At 40.4% G+C, this 12,467-nt stretch carries 9 protein-coding genes; 2 read left to right on the top strand and 7 right to left on the bottom strand.

Annotated features, from left to right (window positions below):
- Positions 1-234: 234 nt before the first annotated feature.
- From argB to ABWK04_00870, 5 genes are all read right to left on the bottom strand, one after another.
- Complete coding sequence (argB, locus tag ABWK04_00890; protein MEZ0360441.1) at positions 235-1,143, bottom strand: acetylglutamate kinase; 909 nt, start codon at positions 1,141-1,143, stop codon at positions 235-237.
- Positions 1,140-2,060 (bottom strand): ADP-glyceromanno-heptose 6-epimerase, encoded by a 921-nt coding sequence (gene rfaD / locus ABWK04_00885; protein MEZ0360440.1) that lies wholly within the window; start codon positions 2,058-2,060, stop codon positions 1,140-1,142. The genes argB and rfaD overlap by 4 nt, the downstream gene beginning before the upstream one ends.
- An 8-nt stretch (positions 2,061-2,068) precedes the next feature.
- Positions 2,069-5,104 (bottom strand): valine--tRNA ligase, encoded by a 3,036-nt coding sequence (locus ABWK04_00880; protein ID MEZ0360439.1) that lies wholly within the window; start codon positions 5,102-5,104, stop codon positions 2,069-2,071.
- A 144-nt stretch (positions 5,105-5,248) separates the two neighbouring features.
- Positions 5,249-5,551, bottom strand: coding sequence for a hypothetical protein (locus tag ABWK04_00875; GenBank protein MEZ0360438.1), 303 nt, complete (start codon positions 5,549-5,551; stop codon positions 5,249-5,251).
- The gene (locus ABWK04_00870; protein MEZ0360437.1) at positions 5,511-7,160 is read right to left on the bottom strand and encodes a cytochrome c biogenesis protein ResB; all 1,650 of its coding nucleotides are present in this window, start codon (positions 7,158-7,160) and stop codon (positions 5,511-5,513) included. Before ABWK04_00870 ends, ABWK04_00875 begins: the two co-directional genes overlap by 41 nt.
- 86 nt (positions 7,161-7,246) lie before the next feature.
- Between ABWK04_00870 and ABWK04_00865 the strand changes: the two genes are divergently transcribed.
- Positions 7,247-7,672: a hemerythrin domain-containing protein gene (locus ABWK04_00865; GenBank protein ID MEZ0360436.1), complete on the top strand. Its 426-nt coding sequence runs from the start codon at positions 7,247-7,249 to the stop codon at positions 7,670-7,672.
- Positions 7,669-8,856 carry a hypothetical protein gene (locus ABWK04_00860; GenBank protein ID MEZ0360435.1) on the top strand — a complete coding sequence of 396 codons (1,188 nt, stop codon included), beginning with the start codon at positions 7,669-7,671 and terminating at the stop codon, positions 8,854-8,856. The genes ABWK04_00865 and ABWK04_00860 overlap by 4 nt, the downstream gene beginning before the upstream one ends.
- On the opposite strand, the gene ABWK04_00855 is transcribed toward ABWK04_00860, so the two are convergent.
- Together ABWK04_00855 and aspS are read right to left on the bottom strand one after the other, a co-directional pair.
- Positions 8,840-10,660, bottom strand: coding sequence for a KUP/HAK/KT family potassium transporter (locus ABWK04_00855; GenBank protein MEZ0360434.1), 1,821 nt, complete (start codon positions 10,658-10,660; stop codon positions 8,840-8,842). The genes ABWK04_00860 and ABWK04_00855 overlap by 17 nt on opposite strands.
- A 1-nt stretch (position 10,661) precedes the next feature.
- Positions 10,662-12,455: an aspartate--tRNA ligase gene (aspS, locus tag ABWK04_00850; GenBank protein MEZ0360433.1), complete on the bottom strand. Its 1,794-nt coding sequence runs from the start codon at positions 12,453-12,455 to the stop codon at positions 10,662-10,664.
- Between the last annotated feature and the right edge of the window lie 12 nt (positions 12,456-12,467).

The raw sequence follows: 12,467 nt of genomic DNA, 5'->3' as shown, positions 1-12,467 counted from the left end.
TATAAAGTTTAAAGCTTTGACACACAAGCTTTTAAATGGTATGTCATCAAGTCATAAAGTCATCAACGCATAAAAGCATCTTGACATCAAGATGACACCCTTGACTTGCCTTTCCTTTTTAAAACACATACCATATTCAGTTGCCAAAAAAAATCAAGGGGTTTTTAGTACCCCTCCTTACCTTATAAATATTATCTCTTGATGAACCTTTCAAGTCAAGTGGGTATCACGGTGTTAGCTCACTATTTCTGTACCTACACCCTCCTCAGTGAATACTTCTAATAGTATTGAGTGCTGAAGTCTACCGTCCACTATATGTACCTTTTTAACGCCATTTTCAAGAGCTTTTAGGGAACTCTTTACCTTAGGTATCATTCCTCCTTTTATAATACCTTCCTTTATAAGCCTGTGCGCTTGTTCTTTGCTCAAGGAAGATATAACATCTCCCTTTTGATCCTTTATACCTTCCGTATCAGTCAGGAATATGAGCTTTTCGGCTTTTATGTGTTTTGCCACTTCGGATGCTACCAGATCTGCGTTTATATTGTACGCTTCACCTTGCATGCCTACTCCTACAGGTGCTATAACGGGTATGTAGTTGTTTTCCATTAAGGTCTGTAAAAGATGGGTATTTATGCTTATAACCTCTCCGACAAAACCTATGTCCTCTTTGGGAATATCAAGTCCCAACTCCTTGAAGTATTCATCTTTATTTAACTTTCTTGCTTTTATAAGATTTCCATCTCTTCCCGAAAGACCTACCGCATATATCTGATCTCCGCTGTGTTTGTTTATAAGAGCTACTATGTCTTTGTTTATATCTCCAGCAAGCACCATTTCTACTACGTGCATAGTATCTTCGTCAGTTTTTCTCATGCCTCCTACGAAAATGGATTTTATTCCGAACCTTTCAAGTGTAGCGCTGATCTGAGGTCCTCCACCATGTACCACTATAACTTTTATACCCACATACCTGAGTAGCAATATGTCTTTAGCAAAGCTTTCTCTGAGGCTCTCTTCTATCATAGCAGATCCACCGTACTTGATCACGAACGTTTTACCGTAAAACTTTTTTATGTATGGAAGTGCTGATTGGAGTATTCTGGCTTTTTCTACAAGGTGGTGTATGGTGTTTTCTTTCATGATTGTAAGCTCCTCAGGTAATCCCTTATACCTTCCTCAAGTGAAAATTCTGGTGAATATCCGAGAACTTGCTTTGCCTTACTTATATCAGCTTCCGTATGGTTTTGGTAAAAATCGTACGGACAGTCAAAATACTCAACCTGTGTTTTTACACCAAGTTCTTTGCTGAGGATATCAACAATCTCGTTAAAACTCCTACTTTCCCCTGTACCTATATTGAAGATACCAGATACATCCTTTTCTAATGCAAGCATGTTAGCTTTAACCACATCCCTTATATAAACAAAGTCTCTTTTTTGCTCTCCCCACTTGAACAGTCTGGGTTTTTCTTTTGAAGAGATCTTTGTGTATATCTGGTAGATCATGCTGGCTGACTTGCCTTTAAAAGATTCCCCTTCACCATAAACGTTAAAGTATCTAAAGCCTATCACTTTGATTTCGTTGTGTTTCTCCAAAAAGCTCAGAGCGATCCTATCCATAATAAGCTTGGAAAATCCGTAGATATTTTCCGGCTTTAGTTGTCCGTCTTCCCTCATGGGAGGGGGTGTGTTTCCATAAACACCAGCCGATGATGCGTATATAACCTTAGCTTTCCAAAAGAGAGCCGATCTTAATACGTGTCTGAAGCTGTCCGCATTGTTTTCCATCATGAGCTTTTGATCAGTAACCGTAGTATCTGTTATTGCAGCGTTATGAAATATTACATCAAACTCGTACTCTTTTATCATCCACTCCCAAAGCCGGGCGTCCCTTATATCACCAGTGATAACTTCACCTTTAAAACTTAACAAGTTCTTGAAGTTTCCGGAGGAAAAGTTATCAAGTACGTAAACCTTTGAGCGTTCAAATCTGCGCTCTATCTCTTTGGCTATGTTAGAACCTATGAAGCCCGCTCCTCCAGTTACAAGCACTCTAATTTTTTCCCTCATTGTGATGCTCCAGCAGGTTTTACTTCCTGAAGCAAAACGATAAGTTCCTCAAGCTTTTTCTTTTCTGCAATAAGCTCCTCTTTCATCCTTTCAGCCTTTTCTATCTCTTCCTTAGGTGCCTTTTTCAAAAACTCTTCGTTTTTCAGCTTTCTTTCAACGCTTTCAAGTGATCTTAAAACCTCTTGATGTCTCTTCGTATATGAGTTTAATAGTTCGGTCACCTTTATGCCCTCCTCCACTGGTATGAAAAACTCAAAGTCTCCGTAAAAGCCAGCTAAAGCATTAGAGGGTCTTTGATCCACTCTTTGAAGATCCTCAAGCCTTGCAAGGTTCAAAAGGTGCTGTCTGAATTCCTCAACGAGCTTTTCCGATTGACTGGCTCTATAGTAAAGCCTTATCCTCTTTGAGGGTTCTATCTTCAGGTCACTTCTGAGGGATCTTATTGAGGATACTATGCCTTTGAGCCTCTCCACTTTTTCTTCCGCATCTGGATATACTTCCTGAGGATTGTATAGAGGAAACTCAGTCAGAGATATGTTTTCTTCATAACTGGTTGGTAAGTTGGAGTAAAGCTCCTGGGTTACGTAAGGCATAAAGGGATGTAAAAGTTTAAGTATCCTGTCAAACACACTCAAAAGTGTTGCTTGAGCTGTTATTCTTTCGGCTTTTATCTTTGTTTCCTGTTTTTGTCTTTCTTCCTCCGGAAGGCTCTCATCCGCCTTAGCATAAAGCCTAAGTTTTGACATTTCAAGATACCAGTCGCAGAACTCACCCCATACGAATTCATAAAGGGCTTGCGAAGCTTCGGAAAATTCATACTCACTTAAGGCTTTATTTACTTTCTGTGCGGTCCTGTTTAGTTTGGTGAGTATCCAAAGGTCTTCACTTTTTGGTGGTGCGCTGTAGGGTAGGTTTTGAAGGAGGTCTCCATCAAGATTCATAAGTATAAATCTTCCTGCATTCCAAAGCTTATTAGCAAAATGCCTGTAGCCTTCAAACCTCTTTTCAGAGAGCTTTATATCCCTTCCTTGCTGGGTAAGTATGGCAAGGGTAAATCTAAGAGCATCAGCACCATATCTTTCCACCATATCCAGCGGATCTATTACGTTACCTTTCGTCTTTGACATCTTTTGACCCTTTTCGTCCCTTACAAGGGCATGTATGTAAACATCCGAAAAGGGAATATCCTCCATAAGGTATGTACCCATCATTATCATCCTCGCAACCCAAAAGAAGATGATGTCAAAGCCTGTCACTAAAAGATCGGTAGGATAAAGCTTTTCAAGGTCTTGGGTTTTTTCTGGCCAGCCAAAGACACCAAAAGGCCACAGAGCGGAAGAGAACCAGGTATCTAAAACGTCACTGTCTTGTTCCAGCTCCTCGTGACCGCAATGCTTGCATCTTAGGATAAATCTGTACTTTTTGTACCTTGGATCATATCTGTACCTGCTTTTTTTCTCTGTAAGCATCGCCATAGGATTGAGATCCTGAGAAAAGAAAAGCCTTAAAGAGTTTGCATCAACTTCCGTAGAGTGATACTTATGGAAAGCATACTTTTTGTAAAACTCAAGTAGAGTTATATTAGGATGTGTAAAAGATGGAGAATGCAAGATACTTTCCACTTCTTCCGGAGTAAATTCATACCCTATTTTCCCATCAGCTATCAAGTTAAAAATGATCTTGTCATAAACCCTATCAAAATCATCATCCGTAAATACATTTTCACGACCACAACTTTTGCAGTACCATACGGGTATCCGATGTCCCCACCATATCTGTCTTGATATGCACCAGTCTTTGAGGTTTTCCATCCATTGTAGATAAGTTTTCTTCCAACCCTCAGGCACAAATCTTATCTTACCTTCCTTCACTACGTTTACCGCACCGTCCTTTATCCTCGGATCGGAAACTTTTACGAACCATTGGAGGGAAACCATAGGTTCTACGGTGGTTTTACATCTGTAGCACTTACCAACTGCATGTCTATGCTGTTCTATCTTTTCCAGCAGACCAAGCTCGGAAAGCTTTTGCAGTATTATTTCCCTCGCCTGGTACCTGTCAAGTCCAGCAAACTCTCCGGCATTTTCGTTCATGCGTGCATGCTCATCCATAACCTTTACAAAGGGTAAATTGTGTCTTCTGCCTATCTCAAAGTCATTGGGATCATGAGCTGGAGTTATCTTTACCGCACCGGTTCCAAACTCGGAAAGCACACTTTGATCGGCTATTACAGGTATGTACGCAGACACTTCCTCTCCGGACATAGATCTCCTTTTCCAGTTAACTAAGGGAAGTTTTACTCTCTTCCCTATGAGATGTCTGTATCTTTCATCATCAGGATGAACGGCAACGGCTGTATCTCCAAGCATGGTTTCCGGTCTTGTTGTGGCAACCGTTATGTATCCAGAATTATCCTCAAGAGGATACTTTATATAGTAAAGCTTCCCTTCTTCTTCCTCATGCTCAACTTCAAGATCCGATAAAGCTGTGAGATCTCTTGGACACCAGTTTATTATGTACTCACTTCTGTATATAAGACCGTCTTCGTAAAGCTTCCTAAAGGCGTACCTTACAGCCCTTGAAAATCCCTCATCAAGGGTAAATCTCTCTCTTTTCCAATCAACGCTTACACCTATCCTCTCAAGCTGTTCCTTTATAGAGTTTCTTGAGATAGGCACCCATGTCCACACTTCCTTTAAAAATTTCTCTCTCCCCATATCAAGTCTGTTTTTTCCTTCCCCTTGGAGCTTTTTATCTACAACGTACTGAGTTGCTATGCCTGCATGATCAAAGCCCGGAACCCATACCACACTTTTGCCTAACATTCTCTGCCATCTGCAGATTATGTCCTGAAGCGTAACGTTGAGAGCATGTCCCATATGAAGAGAACCCGTCACATTGGGAGGCGGTATAACTATGGAAAATCTCAGGTCTTTCTTTATATCTTTTGTATGGTAAATGGCTTCCTCTACCCACTTTTTTGAATACTTACTCTCTATACTCCTGTGATCGTACTCACCTATGTCTCTCATGGAGTATTTAATTATAATCCACCTATCTTGGGTCATGAAGCAAGCCCTCACTATGCAAGTGAGGAATAAAGGGACTTTGGAAATATACACTTTATGTTCTGCCTATGGAGTTGATTTATAAGTGTTTGAAACTTATCCGTGACTTTATCCCTTGAGTTTTTCAATGAGGCTTTCTGCATCAATAACCTGACTGTTTGGTACTACAAGGTCTGCACCAGCTTCTTTCGCTGTTTTTTGAAGCTCAACATTTTTGTGACCGCAGTATGCTATCACTTTTGCCCCTTTGTTCTTTAGTTCCCTTATGACATTTACTGGAAATGCTTCTACATTTATAAAAACCACATGCTCGTCTCTAAAGTCAGAACCCACCCTCACATCGTGCATTGACAAACTGTTTTTTATCCTGCTAAGCAGCATGAGATTCTTTTCCATTATCAGTACTTTCATGCCTGAGCTCCTCCAAAGCTCTTAAAAAGCTCTTTTTAAAGTCCTCTTTGAGTTTGTGAGACCAAAAAGCTACCCAAAGTGTATCTCCCTCCAGCCTCATCCACACTTTTCTGTGAACTGTGTAAAAAGCTACTATCATCCCACCCACTACCAAAAGAGAGCCTATCCATATTATGGGTGTACCGGGCTGTCTTGATACCTGAAAACCGCTGAAAAACCTCGGTCTAAAATCTGACATGAAAAAGACATAAGGAAAATCCTTTAATTCAGCCATCCGAGTGTAAGCAACGAGGGTGAGTTCAGGAGAGTAAACCACAGGCACGTCGTAAGCCTTATGATGGAGAAGTACTTTAACTATAATAGCAGGCTTGAGATCTCCACTCATTCCTGCCTGTTCATTCTCTATGTTTAATGTTGATCTATCTATGGAAAGAAGCATATCCTTAAACTCGGCAACCTTACCAGCTTTTAGCTCCACTTCACCAACTAAGGCGGATTTTGGGTCTTTCACCACTTTATTTTTATCAAAAATTACAAGTCTTACACTGCCTGCTTCACCGGTAAGTCCATAAGTTGCCTGGAATATCCTGTAAGTGCCAAAATCAAAGGGAGAGTTAACCGCAGTTGTGCCTTGAGATACCACATGACCATCTTTGATGATGCGTATGTCACTTTCAAAGCTTGCCACATCATCCCTAAAAGGCGTGCTGACTTTCTTCCCTTCCCTCCTTGCCTCATCACCGTAGGTTACTATCCTGAAGTTCTCAAGCTCTATCTGAAAGGGTAATTTGATCTCTGTTCCTTTAGATTGGATGGTAAGCGTGTCGCTTCTTGATCCCTCAGGTACTATGACGGATCCCCTTATACCCCAAAGTGCATCTATCAACGCCCCTGCCATAATAATCAGCAAACCTACATGAACCACATAAACACCCAATCGGGAATACCTACCCTTTTCTCCGTAAAAATAAAACTTTCCTTCCTGTTCATCCACATAAACATTAAAGCCAAGCCTTTTAAGAAAGGCGATCACTTTCTCCTTTGATGGGTTGATGCGAAAACTCACGGGCTTGAGGTGTTTCTGCGTATGTTCGTCAAGCCTTTGAAACCTCTCTTTTGTAAAGGTATGTATCCAAACTCTCGGGAGTCTTTTTATAGAGCATACTATCAGATTAACTGCAAGAAGCACTATAAAAGCTATATAGTACCATGAATGAAAAACGTCTGTCAGCCAGAGCTTCCAAAACCACAGCCCTACATCCACACCGAACTTATCAAGGTAAAAACCAAGAGGTTGATTTTGTTGAATGTAAGTAGAACCGAGCATAGAAAGGATACCCAGAGATACCATCAAAAATATAGCAAGTTTTAGGGAAGAAAAGAAATCATAAAGAAAGTCCACCAAGCTTTTGTGTTTCCTGTAATCCTCAATAAAGCTCTTCGCAGTAGAGAAAGCAATCTCTACCGAGGATAGAATAAAAAGAGAGGCGGTTAGAAATAGAACTGCGTAGTAAAGTTTACCCCTTTCTTGAAGATAGAAAAGCCCTACTATGAGCGTGACAAGAAGCGAAGAGGATGAAGCCACGAACGGAAGATAACCTCTGAGCATAACAATTAAAAGTATAACTTATCTTTCATCTTGACACTTCGTAATAAAGTAAGTATATATATACTCATGTTAAACGGAGGAGAGAGATGAATATTAAGGATTATCTGACGGAAGAACACAGGGAATGCGATACTCTCTATGCGAAAGTTGAAAGTAGCTTGCAAGAAGGCAAATGGGATCAAGCCGAAGAAACCTTTAAATCTTTTAAGGAGGCTACTCTTTTACACTTCAAGAGAGAAGAGGATATTCTTTTCCCCGCCTTTGAAGAAACTACCGGTATGATTATGGGACCGACTCAGGTGATGAGAATGGAACACGCACAAGCAAGGGATCTTATGGAGAGAATGGAACAAGCTATAAAGGAGAGGGATAAAAAGACCTTCCTCTCTTTGGGGGACACTTTTATGGTGCTTATCGGTCAGCACAACATGAAGGAGGAACAGATACTCTATCCCATGTGTGACCAGCACCTGCCTGCTGACGAAATTATAGAAAAGATGGAAAGGTTATGATAACCAAAGGTGGGCTTTCCCTACAGCAAGCACCACCCTTTATAGTAGTTTTCGGCTTTTTCTTTACCGCCACAGTATTTGGTGTGATCATCTCAATTTTTGAACTTTACATGGCTCTAAAAACCGTCTTTTACCTCCCTGCGCTCGTACACCTTTATACCTTAGGATTTGCCCTTTTCACAATGTTCGGGGCGCTTTTCCAGATGCTACCCGTAGTTGCAGGTGCGGTCATAAAAAATCCAAAACCTAAAGCTTTTGTGTCTTATGTACTGTTATCTTCAGGAGTATCCATATTCGTTTATGCTTTCTTTTCTGGTAAACTGTTCCTTTTGGGTTCCCTCCTCACATATACGGGAATACTTTACGTCTCTTTGTTGATGCTGTACCACCTTATAAAGATCAAGAGCTTTACACCTACATCAAGAGGTATGAAGTTCTCTTTGGTGTTTCTCCTATTTGGAGTGACGGTGGGATTTTACAGGGTCCTCTCCTATTACGGTTATTTACCACCGTCTGAAAAAACCCTAAGCCTTCACTACAGTATACTTTTATTCGGATGGATAGGACTGCTTATAGCCAGTGTATCCTTTCAAGTTGTGGAGATGTTCTTTGTAACGCAAGGTTATCCTAAAAACTTCTCTATGAACTATCCACTGCTCGTTACTCTCTTTTTACCCTTATCTCTAATAAGCGGTGCATTCAGCCTACCTTTAAGTATACTCTTCTTTATTTATGCCTTCCTCACACTCAAAAGATTGATAAAAAGAAGGAGAAAAGCTGAGGATTACACCTTACACTTTTGGTACCTTGGACAGATATGTCTCATACTGTCTCTGGTGTTCTTCATTTTGAGAGATCGTTTCTTTCTTCACTTTCTCTTTTTCTACGCCGTCTTTTTTACGAGCATTATAATGGGTATGATGTACAGGATAATTCCCTTTCTGGTATGGTTTCATATGAGTAACGAAAACAGACCCATGGTGCCTCTTATGTCTGATGTGATACTACCAGAAAGGATAAAGTGCAGTTTTTACCTGCACTTGATATGGGTTATTTTAACATCCATTGCCTTTGTATTTAACAGAATGTACATAATATCCTCATTCGTACATCTACTCTCTTGTATTTTTCTTGCCTATAACATATATAGGGGTGGGATTATATACTTCAAAACTCAACCCTGACAGCAACACCGTGAAGCTTTCCGTGTGGGAATCTGTAAAATTCTACAAAGCTCGGTGTGGAACGCTTAAGTAAGCTAAAGATCTTCCAGATGGGCTTATCTGTGTATATATACTCAACACCGTAAAAGATAGACCTTTCCTGAATGCCTGCGGTTTTTAACTCTTTATCTATATCAAGCACTTCCATATAACCGTATCTTATCTCAACAAGCCTCAGTCCTTGAGCTATGCTTCCCTTTAAAAAGGTATCAACACCGAAAGGCTCATCCTTCTTTACGAGGGACAAAAATACGTTATCTTCGTATAGGATACCATGTTCAAAAAGGGTTTGAGTTACATAAGGGGGAATATTTTTGAGATCCCTAATTAGGAATATGGCTGTGCCTTTTATCTTGGGACTTTCACTGTATAGCTTTTCAAACTCAAGAACAAACTCTTTAAAGGGTTTAAATCTCATCTTTCTGTAAAGCTTTGCCTGTCCAGAAGTGTATAAAGTCATGACTGATACAGGCAGGAGAGCAAATATGACAGACCAGTAAGCACCATGCGGTATTTTGTAAAAGTTGGACAAGAAAAAAGCGACATCAACAAATAGCAAAAAGATTGAACCCAACAAGTAAAAAATTTCTTTTTTTATAAGATGAATGACCGCAAGAAAAAAACCCGTTATAACCATTACGGTGCTGACTGCAAATCCATACGCCGATGCCATACTACTTGAAGTTTTGAAATTTACATACATAAAGATCACGCCTATCATAAGCGCCCAGTTGACTGCAGGTATGTATATTTGAGTGCTTATTTCCGTTGAAGTATGCTTTATATTTAAAAGTGGTGCTATTCTTGTATTTATAGCTTGAAATATTATTGAGAAAACACCGCTTATAAGGGATTGAGAGGCTATTATTCCTGCGAGTATTACAAGTATCAGAAAGGGTATGTAAAGTAAGTTTCCCAGTATAAAGCGTGCGGATTCAAAGAAAAGTGATTGAGCATCCAATTTTGAGACACTCATATAAAAGGAAGCCTGACCTAAGTAATTTAAAACGAGCATGGGAAATACAAAGGTCCATGCACGTCTTATGGAAACTCTTCCCAGGTGTCCCATATCTGCATAGAGTGCCTCTCCACCTGTTGCGACAAGTATAACCTCTGAGAGAGCTATAAATCCTTTTAATGGGTTCTCAATCAAAAAATCTATTGCGTAGTAGGGATTTATCGCACAGATTACATGGGGGTAACTTAAAAAGTTAATGAGTCCTATAAACCCTATTGAAATAAACCATACAAGCATAATTGGACCAAAGTAATCTCCTATCTTACCTGTGCCTTTTGGCTGTAACATAAATAGTAATAGCGTTATAATGAGCGCTATAGCTATGATCTCTGCTTGAGCGGTATTTTCAAAGCCCGGTATCAGTCTTATGCCTTCTGCCGAGCTAAGTATAGTTATAGCAGGTGTTATGACCCCATCACCGAGCAAAAAACCTACACCTATAAAAACCAGTATCCTGTATAGCCTTTTTAATTTCTCGCTTTTTGTAAGAGACCTGGCTATTTCACCCAGCACTATAGTACCTCCCTCACCCTTTATGCTGAGATTCATAGCAAACCACGCATACTGTATGGTGACGAGGATTATAAGCGTCCAAATTATGAGAGACACTATCCCCAAAACCTGCTGTTTTTCTGGTTTTGTAAGCGTAATTACTACCGCAAGGGCATAAAGGGGACTGGTTCCTATATCCCCAAAGACAGCTCCCATAGCTCGTACTGTGTTTTTTAAATCTTTGATGGAAAACATGTTACTCAAACACCTTGATATGTATGTCTTTTAACTGTTTTGGGCTTACATAGTCCGGTGCACCTGTGAGTGGGCATATCCCTTTTTGAGTTTTGGGAAAAGCTATCACATCCCTTATGGAATCAAGACCCCTCATTATAGCCAAGAGTCTATCAAAACCGAAGGCGAGTCCACCATGAGGAGGTGCTCCGTAACGTAAAGCTCTGAGGAGAAAACCGAACTTTTCTTCAGCCTCAACTTCCGATATACCGAGCAGTTTAAATACTATCTCCTGAATGTCCCTCCTGTGAATACGTATAGAACCTCCTCCAACTTCGTAACCGTTTATAACAAGATCGTAGGCTCTCGCTCTCACACTGTGAACGAGCCTTTTCTTCTCATCAACATCACTGGTCTTTAGAGCTTTCTCAAGTAGCGGTATGTCTTCTTCTTTTGGTGATGTAAAGGGATGATGTAGCGATACAAATCTTCCCTCCTCAACATCCCACTCCATAAGGGGAAAATCTACAACCCACAGTACATCAAAAGTGTTATCCTTTACAAGCTCGTATTTTTTGCTTATGTAGAGTCTCAGGTTTCCGAGGATTTTATAAACAGTTTCTCTTGCGTCCGCTGAGAAAAAGAGAGTATCTCCCTCTTCAGCATCAGTTTTTTTCACAAGCAAGGTCAGTTCCTCATCGCCAAGAAACTTGACTATTGGGGAATTGAGTTTACCATTTTCTACCTTTATCCATGCGAGTCCCTTAGCCCCAAGTGTTTGTACAAATTGAGTAAGTTCATCTATCTCCTTCCTTGAAAGATAGGAGCTTTTGAAGTTTATAGCCTTTACAACCCCCCCATTTTCTATAGCATCCTTAAAGACCTTAAGGCTCGTATTTTTAAAAACGTCCGTTAGATCCACAAGCTTAAGTCCGAATCTCCTGTCAGGTTTATCACTACCATAGTTTTCCATAGCATCACCATAGGAGAGTCTATCAAAGGGTCTTTTAAGTTCTATTCCCAGAAGCTCCTTAAACAAAGTACACACAAGCTCTTCACTGAAAGACATAATCTCCTCTTCTTCAACAAAAGACATTTCAAAATCAATCTGTGTGAACTCTGGTTGGCGATCGGCTCTGAGATCTTCATCTCGGAGACACTTAACTATCTGAAAGTACCTGTCAAAGCCTGCAATCATAAGGATCTGTTTGAAAAGTTGAGGCGACTGAGGTAAGGCGTAAAACTTTCCAGGGTGAAGTCTTGAAGGTACCAAAAAGTCTCTGGCTCCTTCAGGTGTGGACTTTGTGAGGAAAGGCGTCTCTATCTCCACAAAACCGTGTTTTATGAAAATATGCCTCGTTAACTGGTAAGCCCTGTGTCTGAAGAGGATATTTTCCTTCATACTCTCCCGTCTGAGATCAAGATATCTGTGTTTTAGCTTCAACTCTTCAGATACGGGAGTATCTTCGTCAACTGGGAAAGGTAGAGGGTCAGATGTGTTTAGTACCTCTATACGGTGTGCAAAAACTTCGTAATACCCTGTTTTGAGTTTAGGATTTTCCGTACCTGGAGGTCTTTTTCTGACAACTCCTTTTATAGCCACCACATACTCGGACCTTAAGGAATCCGCAACTTCATAAGCTTCAGGATGTGTTTTCTCCTCAGCAACCACCTGCACTATGCCTTCTCTATCCCTCAGATCTATGAAAACTACCCCTCCATGATTTCTAACCCTGTGTACCCATCCGCATAAAATCACTTCTTTCCCGAGATCTTCTTCAGAAACCTGCCCGCAATACTTGGTCCTTTTGAGCATGGAGAATTTATT

It is taken from the genome of Hydrogenobacter sp. (assembly GCA_041287335.1).
In the GTDB taxonomy this organism is placed as follows: domain Bacteria; phylum Aquificota; class Aquificia; order Aquificales; family Aquificaceae; genus Hydrogenobacter.
The sequence above is the reverse complement of the archived record's forward strand: the minus strand, read 5'-3'. Positions and strand labels throughout refer to the sequence as shown.